Raw genomic sequence first — 18,372 nt, 5'->3', positions numbered from 1 at the left:
GGCCCCCTGGGCCGGCGGCTACCCGCCCCGGGCCAACACCCCCCCGCTGACCCCCAACCACTCACCCCCCCGCGGGTACCCAGGTCACCCCGGCGGGGGGGGGGGGGGGGGGGCCCAACCCCCCCCCCGCCCCCGCGGCCGTTCCGCGCTCGGGCCGCCCCCCCCGGCCGGGCTTCCCGCGGGTGGGGTCGGGTTCGGGCCGCCGTCGTTGTGGGCCGAACAGGTGACGGAAACGCATCAACTTGTGGATATTGCCCACGTGGGCGGGTTCGGCAGGCTGGGATGGAGCTTGCGGGGGTCCGGTCCGACCCGATTGGCCAAGGTGCCGTCCCATGAGTGACTCGTCCGGCAATCCCTACGCTCCGCGCCTGGTCGCCGCCGGCCAGACCTTCGACGTGATCGAGGTCGACGCGCGGTTGGGCCGCGAGGTGGTCGAGCACCTGCGTGCCGCGGGAGTTCGGGTCGGGCCGGTGATCCACGACCGACGTTGCGCCAAGATGGGCTTCCTGGTCCCGGTCACCTCCCCGGCCCGCACCCGCCTCCGCGACCTCCGCGGCCCCAGTCGGCACGGCCGCGGCGCATGGGTCACCTTTCCCCCGCCCCGCAGCGAGGCCGGGCCCCTGGTCTGGTTCGTCCCACCCACCGAGAACCCCATCCCCACCCCGCTCGCCCCGCTCGACGCCGCCATCGCCCGCGCGGCGGCGGCCCTGATCGATCACGGCCACCCCCCGAACGGGTGAGCCGGCCCCGACAACCGGGCGGGAGGCGCGTCCCGGAAGCCCTCGCCGGCGGTGGGAGCGCGCCCATACGATGCGGGCTTCGGGGTCCGGACACGGGGGCGGCGCATGGGTGTGGTGGGACGGAAGGTCGAGGAGTTACGGGGCGAGGTGGTCGGGCATCTCCGGTGCCGGCGGCGGATTCGGCAGTGGATCGCGATCGGGTTCGTACTCGGGCTGCTGATCGGCGCGGGCCTGGCTGCGGGCGCGGCGGCGCTGTACTGGCCGGAGAAGGACAGGCCGCTGAAGATGACCATGCGCGAGTGGGAGATACCGGTCAAGGCCCCGGCCGTGCTCAGCGGACCGGCCACGTTCACCGTGCAGGGCCTCACCTGCGGAATCGAATGGATCACCGGCACCCACGCCGAGCACTTCGCCCAGGGCCGCCTGTGCCGGGTCAAGGTCTCCATCGCCAACACCTCGCTGGCCACGGTGCACATCGCCAACCTGGAGCAGCGCCTGGTCCTGCCGGACGACAGCCGACTCGGCATGGACCTGGAATCGATGGAGATCAAGCGCCAGCTCCGCGAGTTCACCCTCGGCGCCTCCGACACCCTGGTCGAGGACCTGTGGTTCGACCTCCCCAAGGGCGTCTCCCCCACCGCGGTCCTCCTCCGCGCCAACGCCGACACCCCCCAGGGCCGCGCCGAACTCCCCCAGCACGACTGGTCGAGGAAGTAGAGCAGGCAACGGGCGGCGACCGCTCATCCGCGGAGCGGGCATCTCCGCCCGATGGAATCAGACATGTCCGGTCAATCGAAGGAGAGTCGTGAGCCTTCTTGCATTCGATTGCTCGGATCGACTGTGTCGGGTACGAGAACATCAACGTGCGACACGACAACGACTTCACCCAACCGGACGTCGTGGTGATCGACGGGGCCGCCGCCCGAGCGGGTGAGGAGTCCGGCGAGGACGACATCCGGCTCGATCCGGAGCACGTACTGCTCGCGGTCGAGATCGTTTCGCCGGGACAGGCGGGGCGAGACGGTGTGGACAAGCTCGGGAAGTACGCGTCGTGGGGGATCGAGTTCTACCGGGTCCTGGAGCCGAACGATTCCGTACTCGAAGGCTTCGAACTGCGCAACGGGGCGTATGCGTCGGTGACCCGAGCCGAAGGAGCCCGGGCGGCGATGCCGCCCGCACCGTTCCCGGTGACGGTTCGTCCCGACGAGTTGCGCAGGCTGCGCTGACGGGCGGACTCGGGTCCGGGCCCGCGTCGTCGCGCTCCGGGAAATGCGCGGGCGGGGTGGGGGCGGGGGTCGTAGGGTTTGCGCATGTCCGAGGATGCCCGGCGGGAAGCCGATATGCAGCAGGAAGCCGCGGTGCGGGTCCGGGAGTTGGCGCGGCGGTTTGCCGAGCGGCATCCCGAGCTGTTGCGGCGGTTGAAGGAGGCGTGAGCGACGTGTACCTGCTCACCGCCGCCGACGCGATCGCCGTCGCCGAGGAGACCACCGGGAACCCCGGGATCCGTGACCGCGCCCTGATCGAGTCCGGCGTGGCCCGTCCCGGCGCGTCCGCGTTCGGCGTCGACGCCTATCCCGACCCCTGGGCCAAGGCCGCCGCGCTGTTGCACTCGATCGTGGCCAATCACCCGTTCCTGGACGGCAACAAGCGGACCGGCCTGGTGGCCGCCGTGGTCTTTCTCGAATACAACGGGATCGACGTCGAACTCCTGGACGAGGACGCGACGTTCGACCTGATCATGGCCGTGGCGGACGGTTCGCTGAGCGAAATCCGGCCGATCGCGGATGCGTTGCGCGCCGCGCTGCGCGCCCGAACCGGCGACTAGGCCGTGTCCGGCGGATCCCGGTGGATGAGGTCGCGTCATCGGGTGCCGTGGCTCGGCATGCCGGAGAAGCAGCCGCATGGTGGTTCCCTTCGGCTGTTTCTCCGGTGCGGCGAGACGGGCGCAGCGAGGAGCCCGAAGGGCGGATGCCGGGCGGCGCGACCCCACCAGGATCCGCCGGACACGGCATGGCGCCGCGCCGACACCCCCTAACATCGGGGCGAGTCGGCGCCTGCACGGGGGCGCGTCGTCGAGAAAGGCGTACTTGTGACGCAGTCCTTCCATCCGCCCGGAGCCGCCGGAACCGATCGCAAGGCGATGTTCGCCTTCGGCTGGATTCCGCTGCCGAAGCGAGTCGCCGAGCGGTACTTCGTGCCCGACTATCGGCTGATCGGGCGCGATGTGACCCTGGAGCGGGTACGCGCGATCCGGTCCTGGCTCGGCCTCGGTGTACTGGTCTGGATCGCGGTCACCTACGGCGGCGGCGAGGACGCCGCGCAGGGCTGGATGACAAGCTTCGTCGCGTCCGTCTTCGTGGCGATCATCGCGTGCCCGATCGCGGTGGGCATCATCGTCGCCCTGACCCGCTCGGACGTGCGGACCGAGACGCGCAAGAGCCTGATGTTGCCGCTGCGTTCGCTCGGCCTGTTCGTGATCGTCTCGGTGGCCACGCTCGGCGGCCTGACCTCGCTGGCGTACGGATCCCGAAAGGTCAACGCGGGCGCCGACGTGGGCTCGTTCTTCATCACGCTGCTCGGTCTGATCGTGTCGCTGTGGGTGCTGCGCTTCTGGTTCCTCGCGGTCCGGGCGATCCCCCAGCACCTGTTCCGCGCCGTGGACGGACACCCGCTGCTGCCCGCGGTGATCGCGCCCTGGCTCTCGTGGTGCGGCGCGCTGGTCGACCTGGGTGACGACGGCGGCAAGGGTGCGCTGCCGACCGGCGTACGGCTGGTCGGCACCCTCGGCGGCCCGATCACCATCACGCTGATGTCGCTGTGGGAGATCCGCCGGGTACGCAGCCGCTACGGCGTCACCTTCCGCGGTGGACCGCACCCGACCCGCCGGCCGGCGCCGGTCCCGCCGCCGATGCCGCTGTTCCCGAACCAGGCCAACCCGTGGCAGCCGCAGCCCGCCCAGCCGCAGGGGTTCTTCCCGCCGGGGCCGTTCCCGCCCGCCCCGCCGCACCAGGCGTCCAACCCGCAACAACACCCGGCCTGGCAGCAGCCGCACTCCGGGTACCACCAGCCCCCGCCGCCGTGGGGCCCGCCGCGCGGCTGACCCCGTGTGCCGCCGGGGATGGGCGGTACGGCCCACCCTCGGCGGGCGGGACACGTGTCCGCGCACCGACCACCGCCGGCCCGTCGACACCTGCTGCTACTGCGTCAACAACCGCTCCCGCAACCGCGCGACCTGCGCGTCGGTCAGCCCCAGTCCGTCCCGCACGTAGCCCTCGACCGACCCGTACCGCTCCTCCGCCGTGTCGAACGCCGTGTTCAGGTAGTCCTCGTGCACGTCGAAGACCGGTTCGAGGTGGGCGGGGTCGAAGCCGCGCTCGGCGATGTGCCGGAGAATCTCGCCGTTCTTTTCCGCGAGGTGCTTCGCGCTGGCCAGATAGTCCTCGACGACGGTCGCACGCGGCACCCCGAGCAGGGTGAGCAGCACCGCCGAGGTCCACCCGGTCCGGTCCTTGCCCTGCGAGCAGTGGAACACCGTCGGCACGTCCACGGCCGCCATCCGCGCGAACACGTCGCGGTAGGCGGTCCGGGCGCCCTCGGTGGTCACGAAGCGCCGGTACACCTCGCACATCAGGTCGCGCCCGGCGGTGCCGCCGAGCAGTTCGCCCGCGCGGTCCGGGTCGGCGAACACCTCGCCGAACAGCTCGTCGTTCTGGCGCCCCATCACGTCCGCGATCAACAGCTCGGCGCCGTCCGGCACCCGGTCCGGCTCGCGGTCGCGCTCGGTGTCCGAGCGCAGGTCGATCACCAGACCGATGCCCAGTCGCAGCAGCGTCGCGGCGTCCGCGGCATCCACCTCGCCCAGTCCGTCGGAGCGGTACACGAGACCCGTGCGCACCTTGCGACCGTCCGCGGTGGCATGCCCACCCGCGTCACGAAAGTTCGGGGCGGTGACCAGGATCGGCGTCGGGGACGTCATGGTGCGCGGTCCTTCGCTTCGAGGAGATGCCGGGCGAGCGGATGCCGGACGGGCGGCTGCCGGGGGCGAGTGTCTCCACCCTACGTGAGCGTACGGCGGAGGATGTCGCTGCCCGCAGCCGGCGATGTCGACGATCACCCCCGGCCATCCGGACGTCCGCACTCGGCCGTCTCGACACCGCTCTTGCCGTCCCGGGCGGCGCCCGAACCGCGCACCGCCGCTACGTGGGCGCCCACACCGCGTGCTCGACCCGCAACAACATCGCCGAGCGCCCGGCCAGCCGCAGCCCGCTGCCGCCCGCGACCGGCTCGCTGTAGCGCGCCATCGGGTCGCCCTCCAGCGCCGTGTCCAGGACCACCTCGTAACTGTGCGCCCACGGCTCGTCCGGCAGGGTGAAGCGCATCGGCTGCGAGGACGCGTGCAGGATGAACAGGAAGCTGTCGTCCAGGATGCGTTCGCCGCGCGGGCCCCGGCGGTCGATGTCCAGGCCGGACAGGTACATGCCCAGCGTTGCCGTCGGCGCGAACCAGTCCTTGCGGGTCATCTCGCGCCCGCCGGGCGTGAACCAGGCCAGATCGCGCAACCCGTCCGGCGCCACCGGGCGACCCGAGTAGAACGCCCGCCGGCACAACACCGGATGCGCCCGCCGCAGCCGGATCAGTCGGGCGGTCAGATCGAGCAGCGGCCGCCACTGCGGCGAGTCCAGCGCCGACCAGTCCAGCCAGGACAACTCGTTGTCCTGGCAGTAGGCGTTGTTGTTGCCCGCCTGGGTGCGGCCCATCTCGTCGCCGGAGGTGATCATCGGGACACCCGTGGACAACAGCAGGGTGGTCATCAGATTGCGGATCTGCCGCTTGCGCAGCGAGACCACGTTCGGGTCCGACGTCTCGCCCTCGTAGCCGTGGTTCCACGACCGGTTGTTGTCGGTGCCGTCCCGGTTGTCCTCGCCGTTCGCCTCGTTGCGCTTGCGCTCGTAGGTGACCAGGTCGCGCATCGTGAAGCCGTCGTGCGCGGTGACGAAGTTGATCGAGGCGTACGGGTTGCGCCCGTCGCGCTGGTACAGGTCGGACGAGCCGGACAGCCGGTAGGCCAACCCGCGCACGTCCGGGTGGGCGCCTCGCCAGAAGTCGCGGACCGCGTCCCGATACTGGTCGTTCCACTCCGTCCACAGCGGCGGAAACGCGCCCACCTGATAGCCGCCGGCGCCCAGATCCCACGGCTCGGCAATCAGCTTGACCCGGGACAACACCGGGTCCTGGGCGATCACGGTCAGGAACGAGGACAGCATGTCCACGTCGTGCATCGACCGGGCCAGGGCCGCCGCCAGGTCGAACCGGAAGCCGTCCACGCCCATCTCGATCACCCAGTAGCGCAGCGAGTCGGTGATCAGTTGCAGTACGTGCGGCCGCACCACGTCGAGCGTGTTCCCGCAGCCGGTGTAGTCGGTGTAGTGCCGGCCCCCGTCGGCCAACCGGTAGTAGCCGCCGTTGTCGATGCCCCGAAAGCACAGCGTGGGCCCGGCCGGCCCGCCCTCGCCGGTGTGGTTGTAGACCACGTCCAGGATCACTTCGAGTCCGGCCGCGTGCAGCGCGTGCACCATGTCCCGGAACTCGTGCACCTGACCGCCGCGCCCGCCCGCCGAACTGTAGCCGGCGTGCGGCGCGAAGAAGCCCACCGTGTTGTAGCCCCAGTGGTTGGTCCGCCCGCCGCGCAACAGGTGTTCCTCGGACACGAACTGATGCACCGGCAACAACTCGACCGCGGTCACCCCCAGTCGGACCAGGTGGTCGATCGCGGCCGGGTGGGCCAGGCCCGCGTAGGTGCCACGCAGGTGGTCCGGGATGCGCGGATGGCGTGCGGTGAAGCCCTTGACGTGCAGTTCGTAGATGACACTCTCGGCCCACGGGATCTTCGGCCGCCGGTCCTGCGACCAGTCGCTGTCGTCCGCCACGACCACCGACTTGGGGACGTAGGCGGCCGAGTCGCGATCGTCGCGCACCGTGTCGTCCCGGCCGCGCACGTGTCCGAACACCGCGTCGTGCAGGACGAAATCGCCGTCCACGGCTCGCGCGTAGGGGTCCAGGAGCAGCTTGGCCGGGTTCCAGCGGGCACCCCGCCCCGGCTCCCAGCGCCCGTGCACGCGGTAGCCGTACCGCTGTCCGGGGCGCACGCCGGGCACGTAGCCGTGCCACACCCGGAACGTCTGCTCGCGCAGCGGCAGCCGACTCTCGCGCAGCGTCCCATCCGGTCCGTCCTCGAACAGGCACAGGTCCACCGCCTCCGCGTCGCCCGCCCACAGCGCGAAGTTGGTGCCCGCGCCGTCGAAGCGCGCACCGAGCGGCAACCGGCGACCCGGCCAGGGCGGCGGCACCCGGCCGTTGGGCGTGGCGTATCCGCCGAGCACGCCACGCGCATCGACCTCGGGGTCCGTCGATTCCCATTCGAGCGTCACGGCCCGCCTCCCATCCCGGTCCCCAGGATGTTCCCGCCGGGCGCCCACGCCTACACGCCCGCGCCCGGATCACCCGGACGAGAGCCCGTCCCGGTACGCCGCTGCGGCGGCATCCCCCGAGGGATGCCGCCGCAGCGGAGTGACGATCGGCCGGGTCGGTGCGGCCGATCGGGTCTGCTCAGAACCAGGGGTGCCAGTGGTGGATCGCCGTGGAGGTCTCGGCGATGTTGGCATTGCCCTGATCGATCACCACGACGCCCGAGTTGCCGTTGACGCCCGCGGTGTTGTTCTGGTTCGAGGCCCCGGCGCCGGTCGCACTCTGCTGGGTCGCGTTGTAGTTGCCGTCCACGCCGCCGAGCACGTTCCCGCTGCCACTGTTGGTGGTGGTGGAGGTCGTGGTCGACGCGTTCGAGCCGTTGTCGCCGACGGTGCCGTTGCCACCGTCGGCGCAGGCGGCGCCGGCGCCCAGGAAAAGCAGGCCGGCGGCGAGCGGGGCGACGGCGAGAGTGCCGAGCTTGCGGTTCATGTGGATCCTCCGTGTGTTGCGGATCCGGGCTGGGCCCGGGGCATCCCATCAGGTGCACGGGCCGCTGCGGGGGGCGAACGATCCGGCCTCCGAAGCGACTTCGTGTGACCAAGCTGTCGCAAACAGTGACAACAAATCCAGTCACGTGGCCCGGCTTCGCTCGGGAGAGTGACATGGGAGCCCCCCAACCCCCAACGAGCGCCGACACGGAGGGTTGCGGCAGAGGCGGGATTTCCGCCGATTCGGCCTAGAGTTTCGGCCATTGTGGCCGGATTTCATGGCTTTGTCGATGAACGGTAAGTAACCATGGCGTCGTTCCCTACCGGCCGAGCGCGGAAATGCACGTCGATTCACTCCGTGGGACCGCACCGGGAGGCGCGTGCTCCCGTCTTCACGCGAGCTTCACGAATGCCGGGTTTAAGTAAGGTTGCCGGTATGCCCGTCGTAGTCACCGGAGCCGACCAACCTCTCGGTCGCGCCGTCGCGCTCGAACTCGCTGCCGCGGACGGAGAGGTGCGGGCCACCGTCCGCGACCGCGGCGCGGTCGGCGCGCTGCGTGCGGCCGGCATCCGGGTCGCGGTGAGCGACCTGTGCGACCCGGGGCGACTGGGCGCGGTGCTGGAGGGCGCGCACACCGTGGTGCACCTCGATCGCGGCGAGGACGGGGACGGTTCGCCGGGCGACACCTGGGAGTGGTTGCTGGAGGCCGCGGAGGGTACGGATCTCCAGCGGATCGTCACGGTCCTGCCACAGCCGACGACCCTTCCTGTGGCCCAAGAGGGCGAACGGGAGTACGAATTGATCATCCATCAGTTGCCGGCCGGCGGTTCCGATCGGCCGGGATACCCGGATCCGGCACTGGTCCACGAGCTGGTGGAGGCCGATCGGCGGGCCGAGTGAGGCGCGTCGACGCGGCGCAATCGCGGTCAACCGGCCGCCCGTTGTCGGAGAGGATGGCGGGGATGGCCGCATTTGCCCGCGAGGGACCGGGACTTCGGAACCGCGTTGGATGTTCGATTCGTCACATGGGTTGGGAGATGTGGCTTTCGGCCCAGGCCGGGTCACGACTCGGCTCCGGATGAAGGGACTACCCGTACATGTCAGCAGGATCGAAGGCGCTCTCGTCGAAGTGGTCACCGGCTCGATGGCGCGTGGTGCCCGCACTGATGCTCGGCGCGCTCCTGCTCGTGTCGGGCTGTAGCTCCGACGACGGCAAGGACGACGACAGGAAGCCCGAGGGCGGGAACACCTCGACGACCAAGGGCGACGGGAAGAAGGGCGCCGATCCGGCCGCGATCACGCTGACCCCGGCGGACGGCGCGACCGCGATCGACCCGCAGGCGCCGATCACGATCGCGGTCAACGGGGGCAGGCTCGGCGAGGTCAAGGTCGTCAACGCGCAGAACGAACCGGTCGACGGCGCACTCGACCCCGACGGCAAGACCTGGAAGCCCAAGGTCGCCTTCACCCTCGGCGGCAAGTACACGGTCACCGCGACCGCGACCAACGCCGACAACACGCCCACCACCGCCCGCGCGACGTTCGGCACGTTGTCCGGCGACAAGAAGGTCACCGCGAGGTTCAGCCCCGAGGACGGCGCCACCGTCGGCGTCGGCTACCCGGTGTCGCTGACCTTCGACTACCCGGTCCGCAACCGCGCCGCCGTGGAGAAGGCGCTGTCCGTCGACGTCGAGCCCAAGGTCGAGGGCGCCTGGCACTGGTTCGACAACACCCGGGTGGACTACCGCCCGAAGGACTACTGGGCGCCCGGCACGAGCGTGAAGGTCAACCTCAACCTGCGCGGGGTCGACGTCGGCAACGGCGCGATCGCCAACCAGTTCAAGAGCTACAGCTTCAAGGTGGCCGCCACCAAGCGGATCGCCATGGTGGACGTGAAGGCGCACACCATGAAGGTGTACGAGAACGACCAGTTGATCAAGACCATCCCGATCACGGCCGGCAAGTCGCCGAAGTACAGCACGTGGAACGGGAAGATGGCGATCACCGAGAAGTTCGAGAAGACCCGGATGAACTCGCAGACCGTGGGCCTGGGCAGCGAATACGACATCGACGACGTCCCGTTCGCGATGCGCATCACCACGTCGGGCACCTTCGTGCACGGCAACTACTGGGCCGACCCGAGTGTCTTCGGCAGCGAGAACACCAGCCACGGCTGCGTCTCGATGACGAAGGAGAACGCCAAGTGGCTGTACGACCGGGTGATCCCGGGCGACGTCGTGGACATCTCCGGCTCCGACGAGCGCACCGTGGACCCGGACAACGGCTTCGCCGACTGGAACCTGCCCTGGGACAAGTGGATCGCGAGCAGCACGCCCGGCAGCGGCGCGCCGACGACCACGACGCCGACGCACTGAGGGGACCGGAGGCCGCGCTCGGGCGGCAGCGCCGACGGGCCCGAGACGGGGTCGAGGCGCACCCGCCGACGGCCCCGCTCGCGGCTGCGTGGGGGGCCGGCGCCTAAGGTCGGGTCAGAGCACATCAGGGCTGACCAAAGGAGAGCGTCATGGGCGAATTCGTCAACCTGGAAGTGGCCGACGGCGTCGGCACGATCCGGCTGAGCCGGCCGCCGATGAACGCGCTGAACCGGCAACTCCAGGAGGAGCTGCGGGCGACGGCGCAGGAGGCGGGCGAACGGGCCGACGTGCGCGCGGTCGTCCTCTACGGTGGCGAAAAGGTCTTCGCGGCGGGCGCGGACATCAAAGAGATGGCCGACATGTCCTACACCGACATGGCCGACCGGGGTGCCGCTCTCCAGTCCTCCTTCACCGCGGTTGCCGAAATCCCCAAGCCGGTGGTCGCCGCGATCACCGGCTTCGCGCTCGGCGGCGGCTGCGAACTCGCGCTGTGCGCGGACGTCCGCGTCTGCGCCGACACCGCGAAACTCGGCCAACCGGAAATCACCCTGGGCATCATCCCCGGCGCGGGCGGCACCCAGCGCCTCCCCCGCCTGATCGGCCCGTCCAAGGCCAAGGACCTGATCTTCACCGGCCGCTTCGTGGCCGCCGACGAGGCCCTGGCCATCGGCCTGGTCGACCGGGTCGTTCCGGCCGAGGACGTGTACACCGAGGCCGTGAAGTGGGCCGCCCGGTTCGCCGACGGCCCGGCCTACGCGTTGCGCGCGGCCAAGGAGGCGATCGACCGCGGCCTCGACGTCGACCTGGACACCGGCCTGGAGATCGAACGCCTCCAGTTCACCGCCCTGTTCGCCACCGAGGACCGCGGCACCGGCATGCGCGCCTTCGTGGCCAAGGAGAAGCCGAAGTTCACGGGACGCTGATCGCGGACCTGCGACGGCCGCGGAGCCCGGGGGTGCGACCCACGGGCTCCGCTGTCCGTACGGCTGCGCCGCGCAGCCCCGCAGGGCCCATCGCTCAGTCCGGATAGGGCTCGCGGTACAGATCCGCGTGGACTTCGTTGTGGATCTCGATCCGGGCTCGGCGCACTTCGGCACCGGCGAGGTAGTGCTGGGTGCGGGCATGGCCGACTGATTCGACGAGGTTCAGCCGGCGCAGGGCGCGCAGGTCGCCGAGGGCCTGATCGCGGGTGAGGGCTTCCTCGGCCTGGTAGGTGGTGCGGCGCAGGGTGCCATTGGTCGCGGCGTACAGGGCGGAGACCGTGCGCTCGTCGAGGCCGTGCCGGCGGGCGATGGCTTCGAGCCGGAACCACAGGCGGGCGGCGGTTTCGAAGCGACGCTGCACCTCCTGGGCCTGGAGATGGTGGGCGGTGAGGCAGAACCGGATCCAGGAGTGTGCGTCGTGTCGTGGTTGCCACGATCCGTGCTGCACGGAGCGCAGCGCGGCGTAGTACTCGCGGGTGTTGAAGTCGTCGGCGCCGAGCCATTCCTCGATGCTCGAGAACTCCGGGGCGAGGACTCCCTCGCGGGCGAGGACGAGGGTATGCACGGCACGGGACATGCGTCCGTTGCCGTCGCGCCAGGGGTGGATGGAGACCAGGTTGAGGTGGGCCATCGAGGCACGGACGAGTGCGGGGACGTCCGATTCGTCATGGTCGAGTCGGGTCAGGAGCTCGGCCATCAGGTCGGGGACCTGTTCCGGGTCGGGGGCGGTGTACACGGGCGGTCGGTTGGGTCCGCCGGAGACCCACGCCGCGCCGGTGCGGTATTCACCGGGCCTGGTCTCCTCGTCCGTCCTGGTCATCATGAAGTGCAGGGCGGACAGCAGGGTGTGGTCCCAGGAGAAGATCCGAAAGCCGGACGCTCGCTGGATGTAGGTGAGCGCGTCGCGATAGCCGGTGACCGCGCCCCGGGTGGCGTCGTCGGTCTCGGGGGAGATCTCGCCGCCGGCCACCAGGGTCTCGGCGTCCTGCGCGGTGATCGAGTAGCCCTCGATGTGCGTGGAGCCGCGCACCGCGGCGGCGGTGAGGGAGCGCCGGAGTTGCCCCTCCCATCGATGCGGCTCGGCCAGTCGGTGGCGGAATTCGGCTCGAAACGCCTCGATCTCCTCGATCACCCGGAAATCGTCGGGACTCAGGGACGGGGTCTCGTACAACACCCTCCGATACTACGACACACGTAGGGTCGGAGGGGTGATGCGGCCGGCGCCCCGCCCTACGGCGTCCGTCCCGCCTGGACCAGGCCGGATTCGTAGGCGAAGACGACCGCCTGGGCGCGGTCGCGCACGCCGAGTTTGGCGAACAGGCCCGTGGCGTGGTTCTTGACGGTCTGCACGCCGATGCTCATCGCCTGGGCGATCTCGGCGTTGTCCAGACCCGCGGCGATCAGGCGGAGCACCTCCACCTCACGCGGGGTGAGGTCGCGCAGCGCCGTCGTCGAGGGCTGCGGGGCCGAGGGTGCCTTGACGAAGGATTCGATCAGCCGGGTCAACAGCCGCGGCGCGACCGCCGCCTCGCCGAGGTGCACGGTGTAGACCGCCGCGATCAACTCCTCGGGGGACACGTCCTTGGGCAGGAAGCCGATCGCGCCCGCGCGCAGCGCGCCGACCACGTACTCGTCCATGTCGAACGTGCTCAGCGCGAGCACCCGGCACTCGGGCAGTTCCTCGGTCAGCCGGGCGGTGGCCTTGACGCCGTCGAGCACGGGCATCCGGATGTCCATCAGGATCACGTTCGGGCGCAGTCGGTGGGCCGCCTCGATGGCCTGCGCGCCGTCGCCCACCTCGCCGATCACGTCGATGCCGGGATCGGAGCGCAGGATCATGGCCAGGCCCCGGCGCACGAGCGGTTGATCATCCGCGAGCAGCACGGTGATCGGGGGTGCGTCCACGCTCATCTCGGTTCCGGTCCTCTCCTGGCTCCATCGGCGGCAGCGGCACGAGCGCGGCGACGCGATACCCGCCTTCGGGTCGCCTGCCCGCCTCCAGCGTGCCGCCGTGCACGGCGACGCGCTCGCGCATACCCAGGAGACCGTACCCGCCGCCCACCATCGCCGACCCACCGCCGTCGCCGTCGTCGCAGATCTCCACGGTGACCCGGTCCGAGCCGTATTCCAGGCGCACGAAGGCACGCGCGTTGCCCGCGTGCTTGCGCGCGTTCGTGAGCGCCTCCTGCGCGATCCGGTACAGGGTGAGCGCGGTCGCGGGCGGCAGCGCCCGCGGCTCGCCGAGTTCCTCGAATTCGACGGGCAGACCGGCCGCGCGCGACTCGGTGATCAGCCGGTCGATCTCGTCGATCCCCGGCTGGGGTTCCGAGGGCGCGTCCTCGGCGACGTCCGAGCCGCGCAGAACGCCGAGCAGTTGGCGCATCTCGCGCAGCGCCGTGCGGCCGGACGACTCCAGGGTGACCAGCGCGGCCCGGGCGGTGTCCGGATCGCGGTCGAGGGTGGACCGCGCGCCGCCGGACATCAGGTACATCGTGGTGATGTGGTGCGCCACGATGTCGTGCATCTCGCGCGCGATCCGCCGACGCTCCTCGGCCACCGCCCGATCCGCCAGCAGCTGCCGGTTCAGCTCCACCTGCTCCTGCCACCTGCGCACCCCGATCCCGGCCGCGCTCGCCACACAGATCGCGGACAGATCGGCGAGCACCGCCATCGGCAGCGACCATCCGATCCGGACGCCGCACACCACCTGACTCGCCAGCACGGCGACCCCGGTAAGGGCGACCACGCGCCGGGAGCGGTAGCGGGCCACCGAGTACAGCCCGACGGTGAGCGACACGCCGAAGTTGTACTCGGTCGGCGCGGCGATCAGGATCGCGGCCAGGCTGAGCGCGGCCACCACGCCGAGCACGTGCACCGGATACCGGCGGCGTACCGCCGTCGACGCGGCGCCCGCCACGAGCAGCAGCAGGCCGACCACGTATCGGTGCGGCCCGCCGCCGTGTTCGGACAACGCGAACGAGACGACGTCGGCCGCGGCGCAGCCGAGCGCGATCAGCAGGTCGGCGCGGCGCCACGGGAAGGCCCGGACCCGGCGTTCGGCCATCCCCAGGAGGCCGGCCGGCGGCCCCGGGGCGGCCGGTGGGGGTCCGGCGACGGCCGACGGCGCCGCGGCGCCCGGCTCGATGACGGCCGGCGCGCCGCCCCCGGCCGCCGAGCGATGGTCGGCACCCATCCGCAGGCCTCCTTCATGATTTCGTGCGGTTCGTTCGGCCGCGGCCGGCCCGCTTCGTTCGCCCGCCGCCCGCCCGATGGCTCCCCCGGGCACCCGGCGCCGGCGCACACCGACCGTCGTCCCGGTCGCGGACGCGGCCCGCGGCGACACGCGGCTGTTCGACCCATTCCATCCTCTCCGCCCCTGTTCCTGAACCCCATCAGCGACGATCCCCGGCCCCGGACCGGAGTCCTGGTTGCGCGGTACTCCCGGACCGAGGTCCCGGTCCACAGCCGTTCCCCCGGTCGATGTCCGCAGGGGGGCGCGCGTGATGACCTTGAGTCAGTCCGGAGTTCCCGTATCGAGCTCCCGCGTTTCGACCCGACGGCGGAGAAGGAAAATGATCCGTAGAACAACCGCGTTCGCCACTCGTCATCGATGGATGACCATCATCGTCTGGGCGGTTTTCGGTCTCGCCCTGACCGCCGTCGGGCAACCGTTGATGAACAGCGTCACCGATTCTTCGACGGGCGACTTCCTGCCGAAGAAATACGACTCGGCGGCGGCTCTGCAGATCGCCGAGAAGAAGTTCGACGAAAAGCCCGACCCGAACCTGGTGACCGTGCTGGTGGCCCGCGCGGACGGCGCCAAGATCGGGCAGGCGGACCAGCGGAAGATCGCCGACACCTCGGCCGCCCTGGCCAAGAAGCCGATCAAGGCGGAGCCGGAGCAGTTCGCGAAGGACTTCTCGCAGACGCCGCGCTATACCGTCGGGATGGTCGCGCCGGACGGGACGTTCCAACTGGTCTCGCTGTCGCTGAGCGGCAATATGAACGACGTCGGTCTCCAGGACGTCTATCGGGATGCCCGTGATCTGGCGAAGACCGATTACGAGGCCGCCGGATTCCGGGTCGGATTCACCGGTGGTATCGCGAACACGGTCGACAATCTGGACGAGGAGAAGGACACCGAAGCTCTCGTCGGCATGTTGACGATGGGTCTCATCGTCCTGCTGAACGTTTTGGTCTTCCGCAGTGTCCTGGCCGCCCTGCTGCCGCTGCTCGCGGTGACGCTCATCGGCGGTGTGGCCACCGGGGCGGTGGCGGGCAGCGCGAAGCTCCTGGACATCAAGCTCGACCCGTCCGTGCCGTCGCTGATCACCGTGGTCCTGCTCGGCATCGGCATCGACTACTTCCTGTTCCTGATGTTCCGCTTCCGTGAGGAGTTGCGCGCCAACCCGGACATGGACAAGCGCGAGGCCGCCGCGATCACCGCGGGTCGGGTGGGCAACGCGATCACCTGCGCGGCCCTGACCATCGTGGCGGCGTTCGCCACGCTCGGCATCGCCAGCTTCGGTCAGTTCAAGGTGCTCGGCCCGGCCATCGCCATCTCGGTGCTGGTGGCCCTGCTCGGCAGCCTGACCCTGATGCCCGCACTGCTCGCGGTCACCGGTCGCGGGATGTTCTGGCCGGCCCGTGCGTGGAAGAAGGAGCGTCCGGCGGGCTTCGCCGCCCGTCTGGGCGAGAAGGTCAGCGCCCGTCCGGTGCGCTACCTGGTCGGCAGCCTGGTCCTGCTGGGCGCGCTCGGCGCCGGTGCGGTCGGCGTCAAGATGAGCTACGACCAGCAGGGTCAGCCCACCACCAACGCGACGCGGACCGCCGAGGAGATCTCCCGCTCGCTTCCGGCGGGCGTGTCGGACCCGCACACGGTGTACGTGCAGACCAAGGCCGGCGGCAAGCTCGACCAGCGCTCGCTCACCGGGCTGACCGGCGCACTGGGCAAGGTCGAGGGCGTCGGCCAGGTTGCCGCTCCGGTCCTCAACCCGGACGGTTCGGCCGCTCGGATCGACGTGTTCCTGGCCGCGAAGGCCGACACCCAGAAGGCGCGTGACCTGATCACCGGCCCGGTCCGGGGCACCATCGCGAAGAACACCCCGAACGGCGCCGAGGCGCACATCACCGGAACGGCGGCCATCTTCGCCGACGTGGCGACCGCGGTGAACAAGGACCTCAAGCTGGTCTTCCCGGTCGCCGCGATCCTGATCGCGTTGATCCTGTTCCTGCTGCTGCGCTCGCTGCTGGCGCCGCTCGTGCTGATGCTCGCGGTCGGCCTGGGCTTCGTGGCCACCCTCGGCGCCGGCACGCTGGTCTTCCAGCACATGCTCGACCGACCCGGTGTCTCCTTCACCCTGCCGCTGGTGCTGTTCCTGTTCGTGGTCGCGCTGGGCACCGACTACAACATCCTGATGAGCGACCGGCTCCGGGAGGAGATGGACAAGCCCATCCCGGCCCGCAAGGCCGTGGCCAAGGCCGTCGAGCACACCGCACCCGCGATCGCCACGGCCGGTCTCGTCCTGGCCGGCTCCTTCGCCAGCCTGGCGGCCAGCCCCGCCACCGCGGAGATCGGCTTCGCCACCGCCGTCGGCATCCTGCTCTCCTCGATGCTGCTCTCCATCGTGCTGGTGCCCGCGATCGCCGCGATCCTGGGCCGGGGCCTGTGGTGGCCGCGCCGGGGCAAGGCCAAAGGGCACGGCGGGGCGGGCACGCCCGAGGCGTACGACCACCGGGACGCGGACCGCACGCTCGTGACCGAGCCGCAGATGGTCGGCGGCTACGGGCCCGCGCCGTACCAGGGACAGCAGCCCTACCAGGCGCAGCAGCCGTACCAGGCGCAGCAGCCCTACCCCGGGCAGCAGCCCTACCCGGGGCAGCCGTACCGGCAGCAGTACGGCCCGGACCAGCCGCACGGCTGACCGAGGGCGAAACCTTACGAACACCCCGAAGGGGGCGGCGCCGGTGACCCGGCACCGCCCCCTTCGGGCGTACGCGCCATGCGGATTCGGCGCGGTCGAACGGTCGGATCGATCAGCTCGCCGCCGTCCAGCCGGCCCAGTCCATCGACCAGCCGCTCCAGCCGTTGTCCGGGGCGATCACCTTGTCGGGCGAGTGGATCACCTCGACCACGTCGCCGATCAGCGACTCCTTGTAGAACCACGCGGCGGCCATGTTCGGGTCGCCGCCGCCCTTGACGTCCTGCAGGCTGACGCAGCCGTGGCTGGTGTTCTCCTTGCCGAACGGCGGCGGGTCCCGCCAGTAGTTGCCGTGCACGTAGGTGCCGGTGACGCTGAGCCGCATGCCGTGCGGAACGTCCGGAATGTCGTACACGCCCTTGGCCAGGCCCACCGACTGGGAGTTCATGTGCACCGTGGGCTCTTTGGACATGATCGTCATCTTGCCGTTGTACGTGGTGTTCTCCGGGTCGCCCAGGCTGGCCGGCAGCTTCTTGAGCACCGCGCCGTCGCGGGTGACGGTCAGCGTGTGCGCGGTGTTGTCGGCGACGCTGGTCTGCGCGCGGCCGACGGTGAAGGTGACGTCCTTCTTCTGCTTGCCGTAGACACCCGGGGAGGTCTGCTTGCCGTCCAGGTCCAGGTGCAGGGTCACCTTGGTGCCGGGCGTCCAGTACTTCTCCGGGCGGAAGTCCAGCCGCTGGTTGCCGAACCAGTGACCCTTGACCTCGACCGCGGGCTCCGAGGTGACGGTGACCGCCCGGTTCACCACCGCCTTGTCCTTGACCGGCTTGGTGAACTCCAGCGACACGATCATGCCGACGCCGTACGTTTCGTTCGCGTCGATGTTGAACACGCCGTAGTTGGTGTTCGCCGGGGTCAGCGTGGTGAACGAGGACTGCAGCGCCGAGACCAAACCGGCGGCATCGGTCGCGGTCGCGGACACCGCGTACTTGGTGCCGGTCTGCAGCGCCGACGAAGGCACCCAACTGGCCCCGTCCGGCGCGATCGTGCCCTCGACCGGCTTGCCGCCCTCGGAGCCGGTCACGGTGACCCGGGTCAGCTTCCCGGCGACGGCGCTCACCTTCAACGCGCCGTCGGTGGCCACCCCGGTCGCGCCGTCCTCGGGGGCGATGGTGACCACCGCCCGGGAGGTCTTGGGCGCACCGTCGCCGCCGGGTGCCTTGGTCCCGGCGATCGGCTCGACCTTGTCGTCCTTCCCGGTCTTCTTCTCGTCACCCCCGCTGCACGCTCCCGCACCCAGGAGCGCGACACACACGGCGAGCGCCGGCAGGGCCCTGCGTATCCGTCGTCGCGAGCGAGGTCTCCGTGCATCCGGACCGGATGTCGCCCCTGCTGCCGT

At 70.6% G+C, this 18,372-nt stretch carries 17 protein-coding genes; 10 read left to right on the top strand and 7 right to left on the bottom strand.

Annotation, left to right across the window (positions count from 1 at the left end):
• Positions 1-332 precede the first annotated feature (332 nt).
• The 6 genes from ACFZBU_RS00865 to ACFZBU_RS00840 all read left to right on the top strand — a co-directional run bounded on the left by ACFZBU_RS00865 (position 333) and on the right by ACFZBU_RS00840 (position 3,840).
• Positions 333-740 (top strand): hypothetical protein, encoded by a 408-nt coding sequence (locus ACFZBU_RS00865; RefSeq protein WP_391581300.1) that lies wholly within the window; start codon positions 333-335, stop codon positions 738-740.
• A gap of 105 nt (positions 741-845) precedes the next feature.
• Positions 846-1,457, top strand: a complete 612-nt coding sequence (locus ACFZBU_RS00860; RefSeq protein WP_391581299.1) for a hypothetical protein — start codon at positions 846-848, stop codon at positions 1,455-1,457.
• A gap of 98 nt (positions 1,458-1,555) precedes the next feature.
• Entirely contained in the window at positions 1,556-1,966 is a 411-nt protein-coding gene (locus tag ACFZBU_RS00855; protein ID WP_391581298.1) for a Uma2 family endonuclease, read from the top strand.
• A gap of 84 nt (positions 1,967-2,050) precedes the next feature.
• Positions 2,051-2,173 (top strand): hypothetical protein, encoded by a 123-nt coding sequence (locus tag ACFZBU_RS00850; protein ID WP_391581297.1) that lies wholly within the window; start codon positions 2,051-2,053, stop codon positions 2,171-2,173.
• A complete protein-coding gene (locus ACFZBU_RS00845) occupies positions 2,170-2,565 on the top strand; it encodes a type II toxin-antitoxin system death-on-curing family toxin (RefSeq protein WP_391581296.1) in 396 nt (131 codons plus the stop codon). The genes ACFZBU_RS00850 and ACFZBU_RS00845 overlap by 4 nt, the downstream gene beginning before the upstream one ends.
• A gap of 264 nt (positions 2,566-2,829) precedes the next feature.
• Positions 2,830-3,840, top strand: a complete 1,011-nt coding sequence (locus ACFZBU_RS00840; RefSeq protein WP_391581295.1) for a hypothetical protein — start codon at positions 2,830-2,832, stop codon at positions 3,838-3,840.
• A 96-nt stretch (positions 3,841-3,936) separates the two neighbouring features.
• On the opposite strand, the gene ACFZBU_RS00835 is transcribed toward ACFZBU_RS00840, so the two are convergent.
• The 3 genes from ACFZBU_RS00835 to ACFZBU_RS00825 all read right to left on the bottom strand — a co-directional run bounded on the left by ACFZBU_RS00835 (position 3,937) and on the right by ACFZBU_RS00825 (position 7,694).
• Complete coding sequence (locus ACFZBU_RS00835) at positions 3,937-4,716, bottom strand: tyrosine-protein phosphatase (RefSeq protein WP_391581294.1); 780 nt, start codon at positions 4,714-4,716, stop codon at positions 3,937-3,939.
• Positions 4,717-4,936: 220 nt separating this feature from the next.
• Positions 4,937-7,168, bottom strand: a complete 2,232-nt coding sequence (glgX, locus tag ACFZBU_RS00830; RefSeq protein ID WP_391581293.1) for a glycogen debranching protein GlgX — start codon at positions 7,166-7,168, stop codon at positions 4,937-4,939.
• Between the two features lie 178 nt (positions 7,169-7,346).
• A complete protein-coding gene (locus ACFZBU_RS00825; protein ID WP_391581292.1) occupies positions 7,347-7,694 on the bottom strand; it encodes a hypothetical protein in 348 nt (115 codons plus the stop codon).
• 435 nt (positions 7,695-8,129) lie between these two features.
• On the opposite strand from ACFZBU_RS00825, the gene ACFZBU_RS00820 reads away from it, so the two are divergent.
• From ACFZBU_RS00820 to ACFZBU_RS00810, 3 genes are all read left to right on the top strand, one after another.
• Positions 8,130-8,594, top strand: coding sequence for an NAD(P)H-binding protein (locus ACFZBU_RS00820; RefSeq protein ID WP_391581291.1), 465 nt, complete (start codon positions 8,130-8,132; stop codon positions 8,592-8,594).
• 197 nt (positions 8,595-8,791) lie between these two features.
• Positions 8,792-10,069 carry an Ig-like domain-containing protein gene (locus ACFZBU_RS00815; protein ID WP_391581290.1) on the top strand — a complete coding sequence of 426 codons (1,278 nt, stop codon included), beginning with the start codon at positions 8,792-8,794 and terminating at the stop codon, positions 10,067-10,069.
• 149 nt (positions 10,070-10,218) lie between these two features.
• Positions 10,219-10,992, top strand: a complete 774-nt coding sequence (locus ACFZBU_RS00810) for an enoyl-CoA hydratase/isomerase family protein (RefSeq protein WP_391581289.1) — start codon at positions 10,219-10,221, stop codon at positions 10,990-10,992.
• 94 nt (positions 10,993-11,086) lie between these two features.
• Here the strand turns inward: ACFZBU_RS00810 and ACFZBU_RS00805 are convergent, their stop codons facing one another.
• The 3 genes from ACFZBU_RS00805 to ACFZBU_RS00795 are packed head-to-tail and all read right to left on the bottom strand — an operon-like array spanning position 11,087 to position 14,245.
• Positions 11,087-12,226, bottom strand: a complete 1,140-nt coding sequence (locus ACFZBU_RS00805; protein ID WP_391581288.1) for a Fic family protein — start codon at positions 12,224-12,226, stop codon at positions 11,087-11,089.
• A gap of 56 nt (positions 12,227-12,282) precedes the next feature.
• Positions 12,283-12,963: a response regulator gene (locus tag ACFZBU_RS00800; protein ID WP_391581287.1), complete on the bottom strand. Its 681-nt coding sequence runs from the start codon at positions 12,961-12,963 to the stop codon at positions 12,283-12,285.
• A complete protein-coding gene (locus tag ACFZBU_RS00795) occupies positions 12,920-14,245 on the bottom strand; it encodes a sensor histidine kinase (RefSeq protein ID WP_391581286.1) in 1,326 nt (441 codons plus the stop codon). The genes ACFZBU_RS00800 and ACFZBU_RS00795 overlap by 44 nt, the downstream gene beginning before the upstream one ends.
• A 421-nt stretch (positions 14,246-14,666) precedes the next feature.
• Between ACFZBU_RS00795 and ACFZBU_RS00790 the strand changes: the two genes are divergently transcribed.
• Entirely contained in the window at positions 14,667-16,976 is a 2,310-nt protein-coding gene (locus tag ACFZBU_RS00790; RefSeq protein WP_391581285.1) for an MMPL family transporter, read from the top strand.
• Positions 16,977-17,088: 112 nt separating this feature from the next.
• Here ACFZBU_RS00790 and ACFZBU_RS00785 read toward each other — a convergent pair whose 3' ends face one another.
• On the bottom strand, positions 17,089-18,288 hold the full coding sequence (locus ACFZBU_RS00785; RefSeq protein ID WP_391581284.1) for an Ig-like domain-containing protein: 1,200 nt from the start codon (positions 18,286-18,288) through the stop codon (positions 17,089-17,091).
• Between the last annotated feature and the right edge of the window lie 84 nt (positions 18,289-18,372).

Source organism: Embleya sp. NPDC008237, assembly GCF_042956465.1.
Taxonomy (GTDB): domain Bacteria; phylum Actinomycetota; class Actinomycetes; order Streptomycetales; family Streptomycetaceae; genus Embleya.
The sequence above is the reverse complement of the archived record's forward strand: the minus strand, read 5'-3'. Positions and strand labels throughout refer to the sequence as shown.